Raw genomic sequence first — 21,580 nt, forward strand, 5'->3', positions numbered from 1 at the left:
AGATCGAAACAGGGGTGGGAACTCGTACCGGGGCACGATCCTACGTGTGGTCTTCCAAGCCCCACGTCGGGTCGGTCTCGGCTTCGTACTCAGGCGGTTCGCCCTCGTCCTCGCCCGCGCCGAGGGTGGCCGAGGCCACCTGGTTACCACCGCGGCGCTTTGCCTGGTACATGGCCGCGTCGGCCCGGGAGAGGACCTGCTCGGCGCGTTCCTGCGGGCGCAGCGAGACCAGGCCGACGGAAAGCGTGACTCCGTGTGAAAGATGGTGCGGCAGCGCGGCAACGGCACTGACCGCCCGGCCCAGTGCCTGCTTGGCGGCAGAGACCGGCGCACCCGGCAGCAGGGCGATGAACTCGTCCCCGCCGTACCGGGCCACCAGGTCGTCCCCGCGCAGCGCATCCCGGAGCGTGCTGGCCACCACCCGCAGCACGTCATCGCCCTCGGCATGGGAATGCCGGTCGTTCACGTCCTTGAAGCCGTCCAGGTCGACCAGTGCCACGGCGAGCGGCTGGGAGGTGGCCGTGCCCGCGAGGGTGCGCAGCCGCTCGTCCAGTGCCCGCCGGTTGGGCAGGCCGGTCAGCGGGTCCTGCAGGGCCTGCTGGGTGATCGCGCCGTGTTCGGCGGAGAGCCGCTCGTGCTCGCGGCGCGTGTTCAGGGTGGCGATCTGCGACTCGCGCAGCGACCACAGCTCGGCCTCCAGCGCGCCAGCGTAGTCGGCGAGCAGGCCGCCCGGCTTGCCTGCCACCTCGATCCGGCCCTCGGCCTCCCCGGTTCCCCCGCCATCGGCAGGCTGCCCGGCCTGCCCCGGCTCGGTCTCGCCGAGCCGGGCCAGCTCGCGCATCAGGTTGAGCCGCATCGAGGGCTGCGAGTTGTCCTCGGCGTGCATATGCCGGGTGGTGTGCAGGGTATCCACCGCTTCCGCGCGGCGGCCGTCGTTGTCCAGGCAGCGGGCCAGCGCGATGGTCACGATCACATGCTCGTGCGGCCAGCCGTCCGTGCTCAGCAGCTCCCGCAGCCGGTCGATATGCGCGGCGCTCGGTGCGGCCAGCGCCAGCGCGGCAGCCAGCACCCCGACCTGGTCGACGGCGGCGATCCCGGCCCGGCGGGGGAACAGCGACTCGGCGAACGGCGCCTCCACCGCGATGGCCATCGAGGCGGCCGTGCGGAACTTCTCACCCGCCTCGTCGTAGCGCCCGACGCGCTCCAGCCGCAGCCCCCAGCCGAGTAGCATCTTGATCCGGTTGATCAGTTGCAGGGTGATCTCGTGCGGGCCCGCGCTGTCCCGGATCGCCTGGTGCGCGCGGGAGATCACCTCCTCGGCCGCCTCGTACACGCCGAGCTGGTTGAGCACGATCCAGCAGTCGATCAGTGCAGAGGACAGCAGCCGGTCCCATGCCCTGCGGCCCAGTTGCAGGTCCGGGGTGGCGGCGTCGTCCAGGATGGCCAGTGCCCGTGCGATCTCGGTGAGTGCGGCGTCCTCCTGCCCGGCCAGCACCAGCAGCCTGCCGCGCAGGGCGTGCGCGTCCGAGCGCAGCAGCGCCAGCCCGTGCCTGCGGGTGTGCGCGAGCATCTCGTCCAGCCGGGGCTCGGCCTCGGTCGCGAGGCCCTTGGTGACCAGCCTGGCGAGCGCGGCGGCGCGCAGCAGCTGCGCGACGAGCACCGGCTCGCCACGGCGCTGGGCCTCCTCCAGCATCTCGTCCAGGGTGGCGATCACCGACAGCTGCTCGCCCCGGTCGCTGCGCTGGACGGCGGCGATCAGTTCGCGGGCACGACCGAGCAGCCAGGCATCGGACATGTCGCCCAACGCCGGGCGGTGGGTATCGCGTGGCTCCGTGTCCCGCGAGTCGGCTTCCCCTGCGTTCGGGGCCTCGTCGTGCAGCCGCCTGCACCCCCTCGTGCCAGTACTTCACCGTCGTTGCCGAAGGAACCGCTCCGCCGCCAGGATTCGAACCTGAACTGTCAGAACCAAAATCTGAAGTGCTGCCAATTACACTACGGCGGATCGCGCCTGGTCAGGATAGTCACACCGGATCCGTGCCGAGCACGGTGGCCGGTTGGCGTGCCGGACATCCCCTGGCCACAGCCGCTGACCTGCCCGAACGGGCACGATGACACCCCGGCCGCGAGGGTGACCGGGGCGCCTGGCCACGTTTCGACTCTACCCCGATCCGGGAAACCTCCTGTACCGTAACTTACGGAAACGTAGGTAAGGTGACCCTTGCTTGATACTCAGGGAAAGAAGTGACGCGCATGACGGCCACGCTCGACCGTTCCGCCAACACTGGGGAGCAGCCATCCGGTGGCGGTAAGAAGCCGATACTCAGCGGCCGCCGCTCGATGCCCGTGCACGTGACCGTGTACCTCGGGGTGCTCGTGCCGCTGCTGGCCCTCGCCGCGGCCGTCCCCTTCGCCTGGGGATGGGGGCTGACCTGGGTCGACGTCGGCATCTTCGTGGCGTTCTACTGCTTCTCCGGGCTGGGGATCACGGTGGCCTTCCACCGGCACTTCACGCACGGCTCGTTCAAGGCCAAGCGCTGGCTGCGGGTGCTGATGGCGATCGCGGGCAGTATGGCCGTCCAGGGTCCGCTGATCACCTGGGTGGCCGACCACCGGCGGCACCACGCCTTCTCCGACCGGGAAGGCGACCCGCACTCGCCCTGGCTGTTCGGCACCGGCCCGGTCGCGATCGCCAAGGGCTTCTGGCACGCGCATATGGGCTGGCTGTTCGAACGGGACACCAGCAATGTGCAGCGGTTCGCGCCCGACCTGGTCAAGGACCCCGCACTGAACCGGGTCGACCGGCTGTTCTGGCTGTGGACGGCGCTCAGCCTGGTACTGCCCGGGGTGTTCGGCGCGCTGCTCACCTGGTCGGTATGGGGCGGGGTGACCGCGTTCTTCTGGGCCGGCCTGGTCCGGGTCTGCGTGCTGCACCACGTCACCTGGTCGGTGAACTCGATCTGCCACATGATCGGCGAACGCCCGTTCACCGCCCGCGACCGCTCGGCGAACTTCTGGCCGCTGGCGATCTTCTCCTTCGGTGAGTCCTGGCACAACCTGCATCACGCCGACCCCACCTCGGCCCGGCACGGGGTGCGGCGTGGCCAGATCGACATCTCGGCGCGGCTCATCTGGCTGTTCGAGAAGTTCGGCTGGGCCTACAACGTCCGCTGGCCGACCGCGCAGCGGCTGGCCAGGCTGTCCACCCCGTCCGCCTAGACACCGGCCGCTACCCTTTGCGGGTGGCGGCGAGACGGCGAGCGAAACGCGACGCGGCCACCGGGGTGCGCCCGGCGACCCCGGTGACCAGGGTCCGGATGAGCGGGACCGAACGCAGGCAGCAGTTGCTCAACGTGGCCAGGGAGCTGTTCGCCGAGAAGGGCTTCGACGGGGCCTCGGTCGAGGAGATCGCGCACCGGGCGAACGTCTCCAAGCCCGTGGTGTACGAGCACTTCGGCGGCAAGGAGGGGATCTACGCGGTCGTCGTCGACCGGGAGACCCAGCTGCTGCTGGACCGGATGGTGTCCACCCTGCACGGTGGCCATCCGCGGGCGATGCTCGAGCAGGCGGCGGTGGCGCTGCTGTCCTACGTCGAGGAGTCCCACGACGGCTTCCGCATCCTGGTGCGCGATTCCCCGGTGGCCAGCTCGACCGGCACCTTCTCCACCCTGCTCAACGACATCGCCGGGCAGGTGGAGCACATCCTCGGCAAGCAGTTCGCCGCCCGTGGCTACGACGACAAGCTGGCCGCCCTGTATGCGCAGGCGCTGGTCGGCATGGTCGCGCTGACCGGCCAGTGGTGGCTGGACGCGCGCAAGCCCAAGCGGGACGAGGTCGCCGCGCACCTGGTCAACCTCGCCTGGAACGGCCTCTCCCACCTGGAGCACAAGCCCCGCCTGCACGTTCAGTGACGGTCAACGGCGGGACTTGCGGCGGGTGCGGCCGAGGGTGATACCCAGGGTGACCAGGGCGGCGAGGGCGAGCAGCAGCGGGATCGCGCCGATCGTGTCCACCCAGGAGGCCAGCACCGACTGGATCTCGCCCGCCGCGTCCACGATGGGGTCCTCGGCGGAACCACCCCCGTGGAACAGGCGCAGCTCGTGCACCCCGTAGTAACCCACGTACAGCCCGGCCAGCACCAGCAGGCCGCCGCCGATCCGGTTCACGTAGGGCAGGATCCGGCGTGCCCCGGTGGCCACCGCCGACCTGGCCAGCGCGACGGCCACGGCGAGCACTCCGACGACCAGGGTCATGCCAAGCCCGTAGGCGAGGTAGGCGGTGACCCCCTCGGTCACCGAACCGGTGCGGAAGGTCGATGCGGTCACCGCGAGGAACGGCCCGATCGTGCAGGACAGCGAGGCGATCGCGTACGCGAAGCCGTAGCCGAGCATGGAGCCCAGCCGCGCGGTCGGCGCCCCCTTGCCCGGTTTCGGCAGCAGCAGGGTGATCTCCTTGCCTGCCAGCATCCAGCCACCAAGCGCCACCAGCGCGAGGCCGATCACCACGGTCACCGCCGGCAGGTACTGCTGCACCGAGCTGGCCAGCGGCGCGACCACCAGGCCGAAGGCGCCGAACACGACCAGGAAGCCGACCGCCATGGTCGCGGTCGCGGCGAGTGCCCTGCCGATCGCGGCGGTGCGGGCCTGCCTGCCGGCATCCGCCGCGCCGTCCTCGGTGCCGTCCCCGGCGACCACCAGCGTCAGGTAGGCGGGCAGCATGGCGAACCCGCACGGGTTCACCGTCGCCACCATGCCCGCCGCGAGGGCGAAGCCGAGCGTGTCCAGATTCATCGGCGGGTCACGCGCCGGCGAGCCGGCCGACCCGCTCGGTCAGCTCGGACTCCGACAGCTGGTTCTTGACCACCTCGACGCTGCCGTCCGCACCGATGAAGGCGTAGGCGGGCTGGTACGTGACCTCGAACCGTCCCCACACCTCCGCCCCGGTGTCCTGCAGGTGCGTGAAGCCGCCCAGCCCGTACTTGCCGACGAACTCCTTCATCTTGTCCACCGAGTCCTGCGCGGCGACGCCGAGGAAGGTGACCTCACCCGCGTTGGCGCTCGCGGTCTTCGCCACGGTCGGGGCCTCCGCACGGCATTTCGGGCACCAGGGCGCCCAGAACCACAGCACCGCGGGCTTGCCTGCCAGGCTCTCCCCGGAGAACTCGGTCCCCTCCAGTGTGGTGCTGGTGAACTTCAGCTGCTCCGGCACGGTGACCGCGGGCTCGGTCGTGCCCTCCGCGCTCGGTGCGGAGCCGGTCGTACTGCCCGGTGCGGCCGAAGTGTTCGACGTTGCCGACGTCTCGGCGGCGCCCGGGTCCTGCTGGGCGGCCTGGTCCGCGCCGCAGCCGAGCAGGACCGTGGCGGCGAGCGAGGAGACGGCCACCGCACCGGCCTTGCGCGCGCGAAGCATCGGGTACCTCCAGTTCTGCTGTCCCATTCGGCCATCCTGGAGCAGTCGGCGGGCCGATGGGGCGATCGGCGGCATTACGGACCTGTGACATCCGGCAGCCCGGCCCGCCTGCGCAGCGAACGCAGCAGCGCGCGCAGCAGGTCGGCGAGCTGATCCCGGTCCTGCGCGGACAGCTCGGCGAGCAACTCGTCCTCGTGCCGCAGCAACAGGTCCACGGTCCGCTCGATGGTGGCGTGCCCTTCCGCGGTGAGCTCGATGAACACGCCCCTGCGGTCCTCGGTGGACCGCACCCTGCGGACCAGCCCGGCCTTCTCCGCGCGGGCCACCCGCTGGGACACCGCCCCCGCGGTCACCAGCATGCGGTGCGCCAGCTCGCTCGCGGTCAGCCGGTACGGCTCCCCGGCCCGGCGCAGGGCGCTGAGCAGATCCCTGGTCGCCGAATCCATCCCGAGCCGGAGCATCGTCTCCCGCCGGTCCTCCTCCAGCAGCTTGCTGATCTGCCAGATCCTGGTGATCACACCGATCGAGGACACCGGCGTGCCGGGGCGCTCGCGCAGCCAGGCCAGCTGGATCTCGTCCACCGCGTCGCTTGACGGGCTGTTCGCGCCGCCCCTAGTGTCGTTCATGGTAGAAACTTTAACACTAAAGGACTTATTCTCATGGAGCACCCCAGGCAAGTTCTGGTAACCGGCGGTGGAACGGGGATCGGCTACGCGGTAGCCGCGCTGTTCGCCAAGTCCGGGGACCACGTCACCATTACCGGTCGCAGGGAGGCGGTGTTACGTGAGTCCGCCACTTTGCTGGGGACCCGTTATGTCGCATTCGACGCCGCCGATCCCGATGCCGTACGGGCGGCCCTCGGAGAATTGCCGGACCGGATCGACGTGCTGGTGAACAATGCGGGCGGAAATACCGATATCGGTACGGATGCCCCGGCCGGGGACGATCTCGCCGGGATCGCCGCGGCCTGGCGGTCCAATCTGGACGCCAACCTGCTCAGTGCCGTGCTGATGACCACCGCCGTGCGTCCCCGGCTCGGCGAGGGCGGGCGCGTGGTCACCATCGGTTCCATCGCCGCCCGCACCGGAGCCGGTTCCTATGGCGCGGCCAAGGCCGCGGTGGAGGCGTGGAACGCCGAACTGGCGGCCGGTCTCGGCCCGCACGGGATCACCGCGAACGTGGTGGCCCCCGGCCTGGTCGAGGAGACCGAGTTCTTCGGCGGCCTGCTGAGCCCGCAGCGCCGGGCACGGCTGGTCGAGGACACCTTCACCAAGCGGGCCGGCATCCCGGCCGACGTGGCCGCCACCGTGGAGTTCCTGGCAAGCCCTGGCGCCGGCCACGTCACCGGCCAGGTGCTGCACGTCAACGGCGGCGCCTACCTCGGCCACTGAGGCAGCGCCCTGAACGTGGCTTTCCGGACGTTCAGCGTTGCGAACGGCACTATTGAGACGTCTGATGTCTCGAACGCCACGTTCAGCATCTTTGGGCTCAGGCCGGGGTGACCCGCAGCAGCTTGTCGTTGGTGCCGTTGGAGGTGGTGACGTACAGCGCTCCGTCCGGTCCACTGCGGACGGCGCGCAGCCTGCCGTAGGTGTCGCCGAACTCCGGGGGCAGGGTCACCTCGGCGACCTCGCCCGCCTCGTCCAGCCGGAACAGCAGCATCTTCTGCCCGCGCAGTGCCACCACGGCCAGCCGGTTCTCCAGCTCGCCCCACTGCGGCCCGGTGAGGAAGGCGGCCCCGCACGGCGCCTGGGTCACGTCCCCCGAGGTCCACAGCTCCGGTACGGCATCGGGGAACCGGTCCAGGTCGGTCATCGGCACGTCCTCGTCGTAGTCCTCGACGGTGCCACCCTGCGAGGGGTCCCAGCCGTAGTTGCCGCCGGGCCGCAGCCGGTTGAGCTCGTCGTGTGCGGTGGGGCCGTGCTCGGAGGTGTAGACCGCGCCGGTCTCCGGGTGCACCGCGACACCCTGCACGTTGCGGTGCCCGTAGGTGTAGACCCGTCGCTGGGCCGGGTCCTGCGCGCCGGCGAAGGGGTTGCCCGGCAGCGGCTCCCCGGTGTCCAGGTCGATGCGCAGCACCTTGCCGCCGAGGCTGCCGAGGTCCTGCGGGATGCTCGGGTCCTCCGCGGTGTCCCCGGTGCCGACCAGCAGCGCCCCGTCCGCGGCGATGGTCGGGCGGCAGCCGGAGTGCCGCCCGCTCTGGTTCACCGGCAGCCCGGTGAGCAGGTCGCCCACCCTGCTCGCGCTGCTCCCGTCCGGCGCCAGCGTCCAGGTGACCAGCCGGACGTCCACCGCACGCCCGTTCTCCTCGTAGGTCTGGCAGGTGGTGAACCGGCGGGACTCGGCGAAGTCGGGATGCACCACCATGCCCAGCAGACCGCCCTCCCCACGCACGTGCACATCGGAGAGATCGGCGTCCACCTCGGTCACCGTGGACCCCGGCGCGGTGCCGGAGACCAGCGCCAGCCGGGCGGGCCGCTGGGTGACCAGTACCTTCCCGCTGGGCAGGAAACCGATATCCCAGCCGTGTTCCAGGCCGTCGGTGACCTCCTGCACGGTGAACAGCTCCCCGGAGCGCGGGGTCGGCGGGGCCTGCCCGGCACCCTCGCCCGCCTCGGTCGGTGTCTCGGTGCAGGCCGCCGCGAGGCCGGCCATGGCGAGCAGAACGGCGGTTCCGGCGAGTCGCGCACGCATGCCCCCAGGATGCCCCCGCCGGTGTCGGTTCGCCGTATGAAGGCGAGCATGATCCGCTCCGCACCCCGCGGGTCGCCGGACGTACCCTGGGTACAGCCCCTCGCCCCGCTGGTCCCGGCGAGGGTGTCGCCTGGTTTGTGAGGGGATCTTCCGGTGACCGAAGGTTGCTTGTCCGGACTGCTGTCCGCCGTCCTGCCCGACCCCGCCCTGCAAGGGGTGGTGAGCCGCGCGGGCGCGCCGATACTCGACCTGGAGGGTACGAACGCCAGCAGGCAGCTGGTCGCGGCCGCGCTCGCCTCGGCCGAGGGCGCGAACCGGCCGGTGCTGGCGGTCACCGCCACCGGGCGGGAGGCCGACGAGCTGACCGCCGCGCTGACCGACCTGCTCGGCCCCGGCACCGTGGCCGCCTTCCCATCCTGGGAGACCTTGCCGCATGAGCGGCTCTCCCCGCGGGCCGACACGGTCGGCAGGCGGCTGGAGGTGTTGCACCGGCTGAACCAGCCGGACCGGGACGGCCTGCGGGTGGTGGTCGCCACCGTGCGCAGCCTGATCCAGCCGATGGCCCCCGGGCTCGGCTCGCTCGCCCCCGTCGAGCTGCGGGTGGGCCATGAGCAGGAGTTCGAGCAGGTGCTCGAGCGGCTGATCGAACTGGCCTACACCCGGGTGGACATGGTGGAGAAGCGCGGGGAGTTCGCCGTGCGCGGCGGCATCCTGGACATCTTCGGGCCCACCGCCGAGCATCCGCACCGGGTGGAGTTCTGGGGCGACGAGGTCAGCGAGATCCGCATGTTCGCGGTCTCCGACCAGCGGTCCCTGCCGGGGGAGGCGGCCGAGGTCGAGGCCATCACCGCCCCGCCATGCCGGGAACTGCTGCTCACTGGCAGGGTGAAAAGCGTGGCGCGCGGGCTCGCCGAGACCTACGCCGCCGATGCACACCTAGCCGAGATGCTGGCGAAGCTGGCCGACGGGATCCCCTGCGAGGGCATGGAAGCGCTGATCCCGGTGCTGTGCGAGGGCGAGCTGGAACTGCTCACCGACGCCATGCCGGCCGGCACGCATGTGCTGCTGGCCGATCCGGAGAAGATCCGCACCCGTGCGCACGACCTGGTCCGCACCGGGCAGGAGTTCCTGGAGGCCTCCTGGTCGGTGGCCGCCGAGGGCGGCAAGGCCCCGATCGACCTCGGCGCCTCGGCCTACCGCGACCTCGCCGTGGTGCAGCGGCACGCCACCGAGGCGGGCCGGGCCTGGTGGACGTTGTCCCAGCTGACCAGCGAGAGCGCCGGGGTCTACCGGGTGGCGATCGAGGCCGCGCCCGGTTACCGCGGGGAGTTCGAGCGGGCCGCGAGCGAGCTGCGCGCGCATACCGCGTCCGGGGGGACCGCCGTGCTGGTGGTGGCCGGCGCGGGGACCGCGGCGCGGGCGGTGGAGCAGCTGTCCGCGGCCGAGGTGCCCGCGGCACTGGCGGCCGAAGGGCTGGCCGAGCCGCCGAAACCCGGGGTGGTGACGGTGACCCGCGGCGGGCTAGCCGGGGGGTTCGTGGCCCCGGAGCGGGCACTGGTGGTGCTCGCCGAGGCCGACCTCACCGGCCGCGGCTCCAGCACCGGACCGTCCACACGGGACATGAACACCAAGATGCCCTCCCGGCGGCGTAACGCGGTGGACCCGCTGGCGCTCAAGGCCGGCGACTATGTCGTGCACGACCAGCACGGCATCGGCCGGTTCGTGGAGATGATGCAGCGCACCGTGGGCGGGGCCACCAGGGAGTACCTGGTGCTGGAGTACGCCTCGTCCAAGCGCGGTCACCCCGGCGACCGGCTGTTCGTGCCCACCGACCAGCTGGACGAGGTGTCCCGCTACGTCGGCGGCGAGCTGCCGACGCTGAACAAGCTCGGCGGCTCGGACTGGAAGAACACCAAGGCCAAGGCGCGCAAGGCGGTCAAGGAGATCGCCGCCGAGCTGGTCCAGCTGTACGCCGCGCGGCAGGCCGCGCCAGGGCACGCCTTCGGGGCGGACACCCCGTGGCAGGCCGAGCTGGAGGACGCCTTCCCGTTCGTGGAGACCGGCGACCAGCTCGCCGCGATCGACGAGGTCAAGGACGATATGGCGCGCAGCGTGCCGATGGACAGGGTGATCTGCGGGGACGTCGGCTACGGCAAGACCGAGATCGCGGTGCGTGCCGCGTTCAAGGCCGTGCAGGACGGCAAGCAGGTGGTGGTGCTGGTGCCGACCACCCTGCTCGCCCAGCAGCACCTGAACACCTTCACCGAGCGGATGCAGGCCTTCCCGGTGACCATCAAGGGTTTCTCCCGGTTCACCGACCCGCACGAGGCTGAGCAGACCACCGCCGCCCTGGCCGATGGCGAGGTGGACATCGTGATCGGCACGCACCGGCTGTTGCAGACCGGGATCCGGTACAAGGACCTCGGGCTGATCATCGTGGACGAGGAGCAGCGGTTCGGCGTCGAGCACAAGGAGCACATCAAGGCGCTGCGCACGCATGTGGATGTGCTGACCATGTCGGCGACCCCGATCCCGCGGACGCTGGAGATGAGCCTTGCCGGGATCAGGGAGATGTCCACCATCCTGACCCCGCCGGAGGACAGGCACCCGATCCTGACCTATGTCGGCGCCTACGACGACAAGCAGGTCGGCGCGGCCATCCGGCGTGAGCTGCTGCGTGACGGCCAGGTGTTCTACGTGCACAACCGGGTGTCCTCGATCGAGAAGGCCGCGCGCAGGCTGCGCGAGCTGGTGCCGGAGGCCAGGATCGTCACCGCGCACGGACAGATGAACGAGCACAAGCTCGAACAGATCATCGCCGGGTTCTGGGAACGCGAGTACGACGTGCTGGTGTGCACCACGATCGTGGAGACCGGGCTGGACATCTCCAACGCCAACACCCTGATCGTGGAGCGTGGCGACATGCTCGGCCTCGCCCAGCTGCACCAGCTGCGCGGCCGGGTCGGCAGGGGCAGGGAGCGCGGGTACGCCTACTTCCTGTACCCGCCGGAGTCCCCGCTGACCGAGACCGCGCACGACCGGCTGGCGACCATCGCGCAGAACACCGAGCTCGGCGCGGGCATGGCGGTGGCCATGAAGGACCTGGAGATCCGGGGCGCGGGCAACATCCTCGGCGCCGAGCAGTCGGGGCATATCGCGGGGGTCGGCTTCGACCTGTACGTGCGGCTGGTCGGCGAAGCGGTGGACGCCTTCCGCAAGGACGCGGGGGCAGGCTCCGGCGAGGAGGAGAGCACCCCCACCGAGGTCCGGGTCGACCTGCCGATCGACGCGCACATCCCGCACGACTACGTGCCGGGGGAGCGGTTGCGGCTGGAGGCGTATCGCAAGATCGCCGCCGCCCCGGACGGCGCGGGCCTCGAGGAGGTACGTGCCGAGCTGGTCGACCGCTACGGCCAGCCGCCGGCCCCGGTGGGCAGGCTGCTCGCGGTGGCGCGGTTCCGGCATGCCTGCCGGGCGGCGGGGGTTACCGAGGTGACCTTGCAGGGCAACAACATCCGGATCACCCCGCTGGCGCTGGCGGAGTCGCAGCTGGTGCGGCTGAAGCGGCTGTACCCCAAGGCCGTCTACAAGTCGGTGACCAGCACGGTGTCGGTGCCCAAGCCGACCGAGGGGCCTGCCGGTGGCCGGATCGGTGCGCCCCCGCTGCGCGACGAGGCCCTGCTGGAGTGGTGCACCCAGCTGCTGACCTCGCTGACCAAGCAACCGGCCGCGGTGAGATCGTGACCGGTTTCCCGCCGGTACGGTGTTGCCCTCGCCAGGTCGAACTGTGAGAAGGTACGCGTTGTGATGAGGATCATCGGCCGCCCACGGGCTTTGTTTTCCGTTCTTGCCGCGTCGGCACTGCTGCTCACCGGGTGCGGGTCCGGTCCGAGCCAGGTCGACTCCGCCGCAATCGTCGGGGACAGTTCCGTCCCGCTCGGCGAGGTGCAGCACGAGATCCAGTGGCTGCTGGACAACGTGCCCGCCGCGCAGCAGGCGAAGCAGCAGCGCAAGTTCGGCAACGAGTCCCGCAAGATCGTGCAGGGCCGGATCGTGCACGAGCTGCTGGAGGTGGCCGCGCAGCGGGAGGGCCTGCGGGTCGACGCGAGCGAGGCCACCGAGCTGATCGAGAGCAGCGGGGGCCTGGATGCGGCGGCCAAGGCCGTGCAGATCGAGCCGAGCAGGGTGCACCAGGTGGCCACCGACCAGCTGATGCTGCAGCAGCTCGGGCAGAAGTACCTGCAGCGCCTTTCGGTGGACCTGATCGGCACCACGATCACCGAGGAGGCGCCGGGATCCACCGCCGAGGACAAGGCGCGGGCGCTCGGCCGCAAGCTGGCCGCCGATCCGCGGGGCGCCGAGCAGTTGCTGCGTGCTGAAGGCAGGCAGGTGCTCGACCGGCGGTTCGTACTGGCCGAGGCCGTACAGAGCAGCCCGGAGCTGGCGACCAGCGCGGTGTTCGGCGCCAGGGAGGGCACGGTGCTGGTGATCCAGCCCAGCAGGCAGCAGGGTGGCTGGCTGGTGGCCCTGATCCGGGACCGGGACACCTCCGGGTCGGCCTCCGGTGGCGCGGCCGCGCAGGCGCAGCAGCCGTCCAACCCGCAGCTGCTGTACTCGGTCGGGGTGCGGCTGCTGCAACCGATCGCCGACGAGCTCGGGATCAAGGTCAACCCCCGGTACGGCGTGTGGGATTCGGCCGCCATGACCATCGTTTCCCGCGCCGAGGAGCTGACCGGTTACCAGTTCGAGGCGCGTATTAACGTGCAGCCATGACCCTGCCGCACCCCACCGTGGTGCTCGCGCCCGCGGCCATGCCCGGCGTGCTGCCCGCGGCCGCCTGGCCCGCACTGCGCGCCGCCGACGCGGTGTACGCCGCCCCCGACCTGCCGGAGGCCACCGCGGCGGCCCTGGACGCCAAGCCCGCGCCCGCCCCCGCCGAGCTGGTGCGGCAGCGTGCCGTCGCGCTGGTCGCGGCCACGGCCGAGGAGCCGGGGGCCGCGGCGCTGATCGCGGCCGGGGCCACGGTGGTCGCCGCCCCCGCACCCTGGCTGGTGCGGGCCGCGGAGGTGATGGACCGGCTGCGCTCGCCGGGCGGATGCCCCTGGGACGCGGTGCAGACCCACGAGTCGCTGCGGCAGTACCTGGTCGAGGAGACCTACGAGCTGCTCGACTCGATCGAGGACGGCGACCGCACCGCGATGCGCGAGGAGCTCGGTGACGTGCTGTTGCAGGTGCTCTTCCACGCCAGGGTGGCCGCCGAGCATCCTGCCGATCCCTTCGGTATCGAGGACGTCGCCAGCGTGCTGGTGGACAAGCTGGTCGGCAGGCATCCGCATGTGTTCGCCGGGGCCGAGGTGGTGCACTCCGCCGAGCACCAGCAGACCCGCTGGGAGGAACTGAAGCAGGACGAGAAGCGCCGGGAGTCCATTATGGACGGCGTGGCCTTCGGGCAGCCCGCGGCGGCGCTGGCGGGGAAGCTGGGGCAGCGCACCGGCCGGGCCGAGCTGCCGTTCGACCTGCTCCCCGCGGGATCGGACGAGGGCGCGAAGCTGTTCCGGCTGGCCGCGGCGGCCCGCAGGGCCGGAATCGACCCCGAGGGCGAGCTGCGGGCGGTGGCCAAGGAGTTCGCGCGCCGGGTCCGGTCGGCCGAGCGGGCCGCCCGCGCGGACGGCCGGGACCCGGCGACCCTGGACGCGGACGGCTGGCGCCGCTACTGGCCGGGTCCGCCCGGCACGTAACCTGAACGAGTGGCCGAACCCGCTCAGCCCGGGCCGGCGGTGACCGAGCCCGCCGCCCGCCCGCCGCGCCGCTACCTGGGCCGGATCGTGCTCACCCTGGCGCTGATCGGCACCGCGATCACGCTGATCCTCACCATTGGCGTGCACCGCGACGGGGCAGGGGACGAGCGGCCATTGACCGTGCCGGAGCAGCGGCCCGAGCCGCGGGCGGCCGCGCCCCAGGCCGCGCTGGCCGCCCCGGAGGACCGGCCACAGGAATCCGACCAGGAGGAGCTGGACGCCTGGGCAGCCAGGGTCGCCGAGGCCACCAGGGTGCCGGCCAGGGTGCTCGCGGCCTACGGGCGGGCCGAGATGTGGATGCGCAACGAGCGGCCCGAGTGCAACCTTTCCTGGGGAACCCTGGCCGGGATCGGCAGGGTGGAGTCCCGGCACGGCAACTTCGGCGGCGCGCGGATCGGCACGGACGGCCGGGCCACCCAGCCGATCGTCGGAGTCCCACTGGACGGCTCACCCGGGGTCCGGGAGGTGCCGGACACCGACGAGGGGGAGCTGGACGGCGACCAGACCTGGGACCGGGCCGTCGGCCCCTTGCAGTTCCTCCCGGAGACCTGGCGGGAGTGGGGCGTGCGGGCCACCAGGGACAGCAGGCAGCCCAACCCGCAGAACATCGACGACGCCGCGGTGACCGCGGCCCGCTACCTGTGTGCCGATGGGCGGGACCTGGCCGATCCGAACGGCTGGTGGGACGCGGTGCTGACCTACAACCGTTCCGTCTCCTACGCCCAGGACGTGTTCAGCGGCGCCGATGCCTACGCCGCGGCCACCCTCCCCCTCCGCTAGGAACCCCTGAACGTGGCTTTCCGGACGTTCAACGTCCCAATAGTGCCGTTCGCGACGGTGAGCGTCGCGAACATGCCGTTCAGGGCATTCGAGGGGTGGTGCGCTGCTCAGCTGTCGCGCAGCGCGATCCGGGCGCTGATCTCGCCCACGGCGTCCTGATACTCCGGCAGCGGGTACATGGCCCATGCCATCCGTATCTGCCCCAGCGCCTCCACCAGCCTGCCGAGCCGTTGCAGGGTCCTGCCCAGCATGAACCGGGCGTAGTGGTCGGCGGGGTCCAGCTCGATCGTCCGGGTCAGCGCGGTCTCCGCACGCCGCAGCTGAGCCGAGTGGAAGTACGCGCGGCCGGCGAGCAACTGCACGCTCGGCTTGTCCGGTTCGGCGTGCAGTACCGGCGCCAGCGCCCGCAACGCCTCCAGGGGCTTGCGCCGCACCAGTTCCTCGGCCCGGCGAAACGCATGGAACGGGGAGTCTCGCGAGTCACCATCCGGGTCGGCTGCTGGTTCCTGGTCAACCATGGTGCTCTCGACGGTACCCCGCACATTGCCGAATCTCGACCTTTTCCGGCGCACGGCGGGCCTTTGCGGGTTTCTCCGCCATCCGGTTAACGGCCGGGCAGGCCATGTCGATCAACAGTCGGTAGCGGCGTTCACGGGGGGTGGCTCGTGCACACAGATTCACCGGGGCGGCCCGAAACCGGGCGGCCGGAGCAGGTGCGGCGCGGTGCGGCTGGCTGGCGGACGGCCCTGCTGCTGGTGCTGCTCCTCGCCGGAACGGTGCTCTCCGCGCACCTGATGCGCGCCCAGCCGGACACTCCGCGGGCGGACCAGGACACGAGGCGGCTGACCCAGGCCGTCGACCTCGCCGAGCCGTTCGCCGGCACCCCCGTGCGGGACTGGGCGGATGGTGCGGACGGCATCGTGCCACCGCCGGCCCGCGCGGTCGGTGACTTCGACGCCGAACAGGTCCGGGCGGCGCTGGCGCGGGTACGCGAGATCCTGGTCGCGGCCAGGCTGGACCGCAGCCTGATCGAGGGCGGGGACGTCGACCCGCTGGTCTCCCTGCTCGCCGAGAGCCAGCAAACGGAGGTCCGGGGCATGCTCACCACAACCGCGTGGGACGACACCTACGCCACCCGGATCGCGCCGGGGTTCCGGCTCGCGGAGGCCGAGCCCAAGGTGCGCGGCCGGATGTCCGTGCGACCGGGGGACCGCGAGGGCTCGCTGACGATCAAGACCGACTACACCTTCGCCTACGCCTTCGACATCGACGACCCCGCGCGGGTGCGCGACCAGCTGGACCTGGTCGCCGGGGTTCGCTGGGAACTGGATTTCTTGCTGTACGAGGGGGAGCGGTGGTTCCCAGAGGACCGCGGGATCATGCTCGGCAGCGGCCGGGGCAGCAGGTTCGCCGTGGCCTGTGCCCCCGCGGTCGAGGGCCTGCTCGCGCCCGCGCTCGGCGAGCCCGCTTCCACGCCGGGTTCGACCGAGCTCACGGCGCGGGAGTTCTTCGACCCGGCACGACCGCTGCCCGAGGACAAGGGCTGTGCCTGACCCGGCACCGGCCGGGGAGTTGCGGCTGCCGATCATCGGCATGATGGACTTATCCGCCATGAGCGACGACCAGGACAACACTCCGCGATATCTCGGCCTCGCGCCGTATCTGTACTACACCGACGCCACCGAGGCGCTGGAATGGCTGGTGCGGGTGTTCGGGTTCACCGAGAAGGTGCGCTACGAGGACGCCGCGGGGGCGGTGTTCCAGGCCACCGTGACCGCGGGCGGCGCGGAGATCCAGCTGACCTCGGTCGGTCCCGAGTACTGGGAGGCCAAGGGCGTGGACGGCCCGGTGGGCCAGCTCAACGTCGTGTACGTGGACGATGTGGACGCGCAGCACGCCAGGGTCAGCGCCGCGCTCGGGGACCACGTCGAGGTGTCCCAGCCGCAGGACCAGCCCTACGGCGCGCGGCTGTTCACCGTGCAGGACATCGGCGGGAACAGCTGGACCTTCTGGCAGCATGTCTCGGACACCGTCGAACTGCCCTCCGGCTGGCGGGAGGTACGCGCGGATTGAGTTCCTCCGCGTGCTACCTGCGAGCCTCCAACGGGTGATCTCGGCCTGCCGCTACGCTGGGTGCCGACGTCGCTGGCACAACCGGGTGAGGAGTTAAGGCGTGGCGGTCATCGAGCAGGTAGGCGCCCGCGAGATTCTGGACTCGCGCGGCAACCCGACTGTCGAGGTGGAGGTCGCACTCGACGACGGGACGCTGGCGCGGGCCGCGGTCCCCTCGGGGGCCTCGACCGGGGAGCACGAAGCCGTCGAGTTGCGCGACGGCGACAGCTCCCGGTACGGCGGTAAGGGCGTCGAACGCGCGGTCGCGGCCGTGCTCGACGAGATCGGGCCGGACCTGACCGGGGTCGATGCCGTGGACCAGCGCATCGTGGACCAGAAGCTGGTCGACCTTGACGGCACCCCGGACAAGTCGCGGCTCGGCGCGAACGCCATCCTCGGCGTGTCGCTCGCGGTCGCCAAGGCGGCTGCCGACTCGGCCGAGCTCGAGCTGTTCCGTTACCTCGGCGGGCCGAACGCGCATGTGCTGCCGGTGCCGATGCTGAACATCCTGAACGGCGGGGCACATGCCGACACGGATGTGGACATCCAGGAGTTCATGATCGCGCCGATCGGCGCCGAGTCCTTCCGCGAGGCGCTGCGCTGGGGCGCCGAGGTCTACCACGCGCTGAAGTCGGTGCTGAAGGGCCGCGGCCTGGCCACCGGGCTTGGCGATGAGGGCGGCTTCGCCCCGAGCCTCACCAGCAACCGGGAGGCGCTGGACATCATCCTGGTGGCGATCGAGAAGGCGGGTTACACCCCGGGCCGGGACGTGGCGCTCGCCCTGGACGTGGCCGCCACCGAGTTCTACGCCGACGGCGCCTACACCTTCGAGGGCAACAAGCGCAGCGCCGAGCAACTGATCGGCTACTACACCGAGCTGGTCAACGACTACCCGCTGGTCTCCATCGAGGACCCGCTCGGGGAGAACGACTGGGACGGCTGGGTGCGGATGACCGCCGAGCTCGGCGACCGGGTCCAGCTGGTTGGGGACGACCTGTTCGTCACCAACCCGGACCGGCTGGAGGAGGGCATCAGCCGGCGCGCGGCCAACGCGCTGCTGGTGAAGGTCAACCAGATCGGCACCCTGTCCGAGACCCTGGACGCGGTGTCGCTGGCCACCTCCTACGGGTACAAGAGCATGATGAGCCACCGTTCCGGCGAGACCGAGGACACCACGATCGCCGACCTCGCGGTGGCCACCGGTGTCGGGCAGATCAAGACCGGCGCCCCCGCCCGCAGCGAGCGGGTCGCCAAGTACAACCAGCTGCTGCGGATCGAGGAGACCCTCGCCGACGCTGCCCGCTATGCCGGCGATCTCGCCTTCCCGAGATTCACGCCGGAGAGCTGATCGACCGTGGCGGAACGGGGCAGGCCACGGCGCAGGAGTACGGGAGGACGGGCCCAGGGCTCGTCCTCCCGGCGCCCCGAGCGGGCGCGGCGCGAAGGGCGCAGGGCACGGCTGCGCCGAGGGCTCAGCGCGAAGCGCGCCTCCGGCGCGGCCAAGGTGCTCGGTCTCTCCAACACCCGCCGGGCCGCGGTGGTGGCGATCGTGCTGTGCGCGCTGGCGTTCACCATCGCGGTGCCGTTGCGGACCTACCTGACCCAGCGTTCCGAGGTCGCGGTGCAGGAGCAGCGGATGGCGGAGCTGCAGCGGGAGGTCGCCCGGCTCGAGGCACGCAAGGCCGAGCTGTCCGATCCGGCCGAGATCCAGGCCGAGGCCCGGCGCAGGCTGCGGTTCGTGATGCCCGGCGAGACCCCGTTCATGGTGCAGCTGCCGGAGGACGAGCAGCGTGCGCAGCAGCCGGACGGCGGGCAGCAGCCCACCCCGAAGGGCACCTGGTACGAGCGGCTCTGGGACAGCGTCTCCGGTTAGGTCCCTGCGGTGATCCCGCTGGCGCGCTCCCGCGCGGCCGGTCCTAAGCTCACCCGGGTGAGCAGTACCGAGTTGCCCCAGCTTGAGCCGGTGTCCGAAGCCGACCGGGCGGTGATCGCGGAGCAGCTCGGCCGGCCGCCACGTGCCCTGCGCGCGGTGGCCGCACGATGCCCGAGCGGGCACCCCGCGGTGGTCCAGACGAATCCCCGGCTGGAGAACGGCACCCCCTTCCCGACCCTCTACTACCTGACCTGCCCCCGGCTGTGCTCGCTGGTGGGCAAGCTGGAAGCGTCCGGGATCATGCGCGAGATGACCGAGCGGCTCGGTACCGATCCCGGGCTGGCGGCGGCCTACCGGCGGACGCACGAGTCCTACCTCGCCCAGCGGGACGCGATCGAGCCGCTGGGGCACCAGGTCACCGCGGGCGGCATGCCGAACCGGGTGAAGTGCCTGCACGTGCATCTCGCGCACACCCTCGCCTGCGGGCGGGGCGTGAACCCCTTCGGCGACGAAACCCTCGAACTGCTCGCCGCGGAGTGGCCCGCGGGAGACTGCGCGCGGTAACGCCCGACCGGCGGAAACGGATACCTCGTCGGGGACGGCGCCCGAGTTCGGCCCTGGTGGGTCGTTCTACAGAGTTTTCACACGGGCTGAACAACCATCGAGGTGTACCGCAGTCGTTGGCAGGGGAGTGTGGGACGTGCGGGTGAAGCGGGTACCGGGGAGCGTCGGGGGCGCGATCCGAAGATTCGCGGTGCGGCACAAGGCGGCCACCGCCATGCTCGGCGGCACCCTCGCCGTGCTGCCCGCCTTCGCCGCCAGCGGCGGCACCGCGAACTGGGCGAACACCGCCAGCACCGAGCACACCGCGAACCTTGCCCTGGTCGGCGGCTACGACCCGGGGATCAGCCGGGTCGGGGTGGACGGCAGCCTGCCCGAGCAGCCCGACCCGGAGACCCTGCCTGCCTACGAGCTGCCGAGTGGCCCGTTGGGGATTCCGGGGTCGGCGTTGCGGGCGTATCGGAACGCGGCGGAGATGTTGGGGGCGGAGCAGCCGGGGTGCCGGATCGACTGGGCGTTGATCGCGAGTATCGGGCGGATCGAGTCGAATCATGCTCGTGGTGGGTATGTGGATGCGGATGGGAATACGCTGGAGCCGATTTTGGGTCCGGTTTTGAATGGTGTGGGTCCGGTGGCGGCGATTCCGGACACGGATGGTGGGCGGTTTGACGGGGATGTGGTGTGGGATCGGGCGGTGGGTCCGACGCAGTTCATTCCGTCGACGTGGCGGGGGTATGCGGCGGATGGTAATGGTGATGGGGTTTCGGATCCGAACAATATTTACGACGCGACCGTGGCGACGGGGCGGTATTTGTGTTCGGGTGGGTTGGATATGACGGTGGATGGTGAGTTGCGGGCGGCGGTGTTCCGGTACAACAATTCGCAGACGTATGTGAACACGGTGATCCTGTGGGCGGAGGCCTACCGGCAGGGCGTGCAGCCCACCCCGGACAGCGACGTCCCCGTCGGCGCGCCCGAGGTGAACACCACGAGCCCGGCTCCCGACGCCGTGGCCCCGCCGCCTACCCCGGCACCGAGCCTGCCCGGCTCCACCGGCGGCCCGAACCCGCCGACCAGCCGTCCTGGCAACTCGCTGCCAGGGGAGAACTCCTCGGAGTCGATGTCCTCGTCCTCGTCCGGGCAGGAGCCGCCCACCTGCGGGACGACCACGACCACCTCGTCCACCACGACGACGACCTCGACCACCAGGAACCCGGACTGCGAGGACGAGGACGACGATCCCGAGGAGGGCCCGTCCGGCGAGGTGACCGGCACGCCGACGAACTGAGCTATGGCCGGTGGTTACCCTTTGGCCATGCCTCGTGTTGCCGCCATCGACTGTGGAACCAACTCCATCCGCCTGCTGGTCGCCGAGCTGACCATCCGGCACGACGGCACCGTCGACCTGCGTGACCTGCATCGGGAGATGCGGATCGTGCGGCTCGGCCAGGGGGTGGACGCGACCGGGCGGCTGGCCCCGGAGGCACTGGAGCGCACCAGGGCGGCGCTGGTCGACTACGCCGCGGCCGCCCGGCGCAAGGGTGCCGAGCAGGTACGCATGGTGGCGACCTCGGCCACCAGGGACGCGAGTAACCGGGACGAGTTCTTCGCCATGACCCGCGAGGTGCTCGGCGTCGAGGCCGAGGTGATCACCGGTGACGAGGAGGCGCGGCTGTCCTTCACCGGCGCGGTCGGCGAGCAGGACCCCGATGACGGCCCGTTCCTGGTCGTCGATGTCGGCGGCGGCTCGACCGAACTGGTGCTCGGGACCTGGGACGGGCGGCAGGCCGAGGTCATCGCGGCCCGTTCGGTGGACATCGGCTGCGTGCGGATCACCGAGCGTGCGCTGCGCACCGACCCGCCGACCGCGGCCGAGGTCGCCGCGGCCAGGGAACTGGCGGCCGAGATCCTTGCCAAGGCATACGACGTGGTGGATGTGGCGCGGGCCAGCACCTGGATCGGCGTGGCGGGCACCATCACCACCCTGTCCGCGGTGGCGCAGGAGCTACCGGAGTACGACTCCGAGCGCACCCACCTCTCCCGGCTGTCCCGTGCGGACATCGACGGGGTCGCCGGGAAGCTACTCGGCGTGAACCACGACACCCGGGCCGCGAATCCGGTGATCCACCCCGGCCGGGTAGACGTCATCGGCGGCGGTGCGGTGATCGTGCAGGTGCTCGCCGGGCAACTCGTCGAGCGCGGCGGGCCCGCCGACCTGGTGGTCAGCGAGCACGACATCCTGGACGGCATCGCGCTCAGCCTGGCCTGAACCGGCCACCCCTACTTTCGTCGGGTCTTGCGGACCTGCGCGTGTGCCTCCCGGCAGGGCGGCCTCCACCACTGCCGAGGAGGAAAA

20 protein-coding genes and 1 tRNA gene are annotated in these 21,580 nt (G+C 71.3%); 14 read left to right on the plus strand and 7 right to left on the minus strand.

All coding sequences use genetic code 11. The annotated features are described in order from the left end of the window. Positions 1–40: 40 nt before the first annotated feature. Positions 41–1,795, minus strand: a complete 1,755-nt coding sequence (locus KOI47_RS07150; protein ID WP_216215084.1) for a GGDEF domain-containing protein — start codon at positions 1,793–1,795, stop codon at positions 41–43. A 135-nt stretch (positions 1,796–1,930) separates the two neighbouring features. Next, positions 1,931–2,002, minus strand: a tRNA-Gln gene (locus tag KOI47_RS07155). Positions 2,003–2,250: 248 nt separating this feature from the next. On the opposite strand from KOI47_RS07155, the gene KOI47_RS07160 reads away from it, so the two are divergent. Further along, positions 2,251–3,216, plus strand: a complete 966-nt coding sequence (locus KOI47_RS07160) for an acyl-CoA desaturase (RefSeq protein ID WP_216215087.1) — start codon at positions 2,251–2,253, stop codon at positions 3,214–3,216. 98 nt (positions 3,217–3,314) lie between these two features. Then, positions 3,315–3,908 (plus strand): TetR/AcrR family transcriptional regulator, encoded by a 594-nt coding sequence (locus KOI47_RS07165; RefSeq protein WP_216217155.1) that lies wholly within the window; start codon positions 3,315–3,317, stop codon positions 3,906–3,908. Between the two features lie 3 nt (positions 3,909–3,911). On the opposite strand, the gene KOI47_RS07170 is transcribed toward KOI47_RS07165, so the two are convergent. From KOI47_RS07170 to KOI47_RS07180, 3 genes are all read right to left on the minus strand, one after another. Further along, the gene (locus KOI47_RS07170; RefSeq protein WP_216215089.1) at positions 3,912–4,787 is read right to left on the minus strand and encodes a cytochrome c biogenesis CcdA family protein; all 876 of its coding nucleotides are present in this window, start codon (positions 4,785–4,787) and stop codon (positions 3,912–3,914) included. A gap of 7 nt (positions 4,788–4,794) precedes the next feature. After that, positions 4,795–5,406 (minus strand): protein disulfide oxidoreductase, encoded by a 612-nt coding sequence (locus KOI47_RS07175; protein WP_216215091.1) that lies wholly within the window; start codon positions 5,404–5,406, stop codon positions 4,795–4,797. Positions 5,407–5,480: 74 nt separating this feature from the next. Continuing rightward, positions 5,481–6,032, minus strand: a complete 552-nt coding sequence (locus tag KOI47_RS07180) for a MarR family winged helix-turn-helix transcriptional regulator (protein ID WP_216215093.1) — start codon at positions 6,030–6,032, stop codon at positions 5,481–5,483. A 33-nt stretch (positions 6,033–6,065) separates the two neighbouring features. On the opposite strand from KOI47_RS07180, the gene KOI47_RS07185 reads away from it, so the two are divergent. Then, positions 6,066–6,797, plus strand: a complete 732-nt coding sequence (locus KOI47_RS07185) for an SDR family NAD(P)-dependent oxidoreductase (protein ID WP_216215095.1) — start codon at positions 6,066–6,068, stop codon at positions 6,795–6,797. Between the two features lie 97 nt (positions 6,798–6,894). Here KOI47_RS07185 and KOI47_RS07190 read toward each other — a convergent pair whose 3' ends face one another. Continuing rightward, on the minus strand, positions 6,895–8,100 hold the full coding sequence (locus KOI47_RS07190) for a PQQ-dependent sugar dehydrogenase (RefSeq protein WP_216215097.1): 1,206 nt from the start codon (positions 8,098–8,100) through the stop codon (positions 6,895–6,897). A gap of 168 nt (positions 8,101–8,268) precedes the next feature. Between KOI47_RS07190 and mfd the strand changes: the two genes are divergently transcribed. The 4 genes from mfd (at position 8,269) to KOI47_RS07210 (ending at position 14,678) form a co-directional block, all read left to right on the plus strand. Then, positions 8,269–11,844, plus strand: a complete 3,576-nt coding sequence (gene mfd / locus KOI47_RS07195) for a transcription-repair coupling factor (protein WP_216217156.1) — start codon at positions 8,269–8,271, stop codon at positions 11,842–11,844. Between the two features lie 63 nt (positions 11,845–11,907). After that, positions 11,908–12,873: a hypothetical protein gene (locus tag KOI47_RS07200; RefSeq protein ID WP_332461470.1), complete on the plus strand. Its 966-nt coding sequence runs from the start codon at positions 11,908–11,910 to the stop codon at positions 12,871–12,873. After that, complete coding sequence (locus KOI47_RS07205) at positions 12,870–13,838, plus strand: MazG family protein (protein WP_216215100.1); 969 nt, start codon at positions 12,870–12,872, stop codon at positions 13,836–13,838. The genes KOI47_RS07200 and KOI47_RS07205 overlap by 4 nt, the downstream gene beginning before the upstream one ends. 105 nt (positions 13,839–13,943) lie before the next feature. Next, positions 13,944–14,678, plus strand: coding sequence for a lysozyme family protein (locus KOI47_RS07210; protein WP_408629923.1), 735 nt, complete (start codon positions 13,944–13,946; stop codon positions 14,676–14,678). Between the two features lie 107 nt (positions 14,679–14,785). Here KOI47_RS07210 and KOI47_RS07215 read toward each other — a convergent pair whose 3' ends face one another. Then, on the minus strand, positions 14,786–15,196 hold the full coding sequence (locus tag KOI47_RS07215; RefSeq protein ID WP_216215103.1) for a tetratricopeptide repeat protein: 411 nt from the start codon (positions 15,194–15,196) through the stop codon (positions 14,786–14,788). 147 nt (positions 15,197–15,343) lie between these two features. Between KOI47_RS07215 and KOI47_RS07220 the strand changes: the two genes are divergently transcribed. From KOI47_RS07220 to KOI47_RS07250, 7 genes are all read left to right on the plus strand, one after another. Beyond that, positions 15,344–16,231 carry a hypothetical protein gene (locus KOI47_RS07220; protein WP_216215106.1) on the plus strand — a complete coding sequence of 296 codons (888 nt, stop codon included), beginning with the start codon at positions 15,344–15,346 and terminating at the stop codon, positions 16,229–16,231. 43 nt (positions 16,232–16,274) lie between these two features. Beyond that, positions 16,275–16,751 (plus strand): VOC family protein, encoded by a 477-nt coding sequence (locus KOI47_RS07225; RefSeq protein WP_408629924.1) that lies wholly within the window; start codon positions 16,275–16,277, stop codon positions 16,749–16,751. Between the two features lie 100 nt (positions 16,752–16,851). Continuing rightward, entirely contained in the window at positions 16,852–18,138 is a 1,287-nt protein-coding gene (gene eno / locus KOI47_RS07230) for a phosphopyruvate hydratase (RefSeq protein ID WP_216215108.1), read from the plus strand. Between the two features lie 6 nt (positions 18,139–18,144). Next, on the plus strand, positions 18,145–18,663 hold the full coding sequence (locus KOI47_RS07235; RefSeq protein WP_216215110.1) for an FtsB family cell division protein: 519 nt from the start codon (positions 18,145–18,147) through the stop codon (positions 18,661–18,663). A gap of 57 nt (positions 18,664–18,720) precedes the next feature. Beyond that, positions 18,721–19,227 (plus strand): DUF501 domain-containing protein, encoded by a 507-nt coding sequence (locus KOI47_RS07240; RefSeq protein ID WP_216215112.1) that lies wholly within the window; start codon positions 18,721–18,723, stop codon positions 19,225–19,227. A gap of 136 nt (positions 19,228–19,363) precedes the next feature. Further along, on the plus strand, positions 19,364–20,512 hold the full coding sequence (locus KOI47_RS07245) for a lytic transglycosylase domain-containing protein (RefSeq protein ID WP_232376593.1): 1,149 nt from the start codon (positions 19,364–19,366) through the stop codon (positions 20,510–20,512). A gap of 27 nt (positions 20,513–20,539) precedes the next feature. After that, on the plus strand, positions 20,540–21,493 hold the full coding sequence (locus KOI47_RS07250) for a Ppx/GppA phosphatase family protein (protein WP_216215114.1): 954 nt from the start codon (positions 20,540–20,542) through the stop codon (positions 21,491–21,493). Positions 21,494–21,580: the final 87 nt, after the last annotated feature.

Source organism: Amycolatopsis aidingensis, from assembly GCF_018885265.1.
Classification (GTDB): domain Bacteria; phylum Actinomycetota; class Actinomycetes; order Mycobacteriales; family Pseudonocardiaceae; genus Amycolatopsis; species Amycolatopsis aidingensis.

Bases quoted from the DNA above. Each gene is read 5' to 3' on its own strand.
- KOI47_RS07205 (WP_216215100.1), top strand. From the start codon at position 12,870: ATGACCCTGCCGCACCCCACCGTGGTGCTCGCGCCCGCGGCCATGCCC.
- KOI47_RS07160 (WP_216215087.1), top strand. From the start codon at position 2,251: ATGACGGCCACGCTCGACCGTTCCGCCAACACTGGGGAGCAGCCATCC.
- KOI47_RS07225 (WP_408629924.1), top strand. From the start codon at position 16,275: ATGGACTTATCCGCCATGAGCGACGACCAGGACAACACTCCGCGATAT.
- KOI47_RS07150 (WP_216215084.1), bottom strand. From the start codon at position 1,795: ATGTCCGATGCCTGGCTGCTCGGTCGTGCCCGCGAACTGATCGCCGCC.
- KOI47_RS07165 (WP_216217155.1), top strand. From the start codon at position 3,315: ATGAGCGGGACCGAACGCAGGCAGCAGTTGCTCAACGTGGCCAGGGAG.
- KOI47_RS07250 (WP_216215114.1), top strand. From the start codon at position 20,540: ATGCCTCGTGTTGCCGCCATCGACTGTGGAACCAACTCCATCCGCCTG.
- KOI47_RS07185 (WP_216215095.1), top strand. From the start codon at position 6,066: ATGGAGCACCCCAGGCAAGTTCTGGTAACCGGCGGTGGAACGGGGATC.
- KOI47_RS07215 (WP_216215103.1), bottom strand. From the start codon at position 15,196: ATGGTTGACCAGGAACCAGCAGCCGACCCGGATGGTGACTCGCGAGAC.
- KOI47_RS07190 (WP_216215097.1), bottom strand. From the start codon at position 8,100: ATGCGTGCGCGACTCGCCGGAACCGCCGTTCTGCTCGCCATGGCCGGC.
- KOI47_RS07180 (WP_216215093.1), bottom strand. From the start codon at position 6,032: ATGAACGACACTAGGGGCGGCGCGAACAGCCCGTCAAGCGACGCGGTG.
- KOI47_RS07200 (WP_332461470.1), top strand. From the start codon at position 11,908: ATGAGGATCATCGGCCGCCCACGGGCTTTGTTTTCCGTTCTTGCCGCG.
- KOI47_RS07170 (WP_216215089.1), bottom strand. From the start codon at position 4,787: ATGAATCTGGACACGCTCGGCTTCGCCCTCGCGGCGGGCATGGTGGCG.
- KOI47_RS07175 (WP_216215091.1), bottom strand. From the start codon at position 5,406: ATGCTTCGCGCGCGCAAGGCCGGTGCGGTGGCCGTCTCCTCGCTCGCC.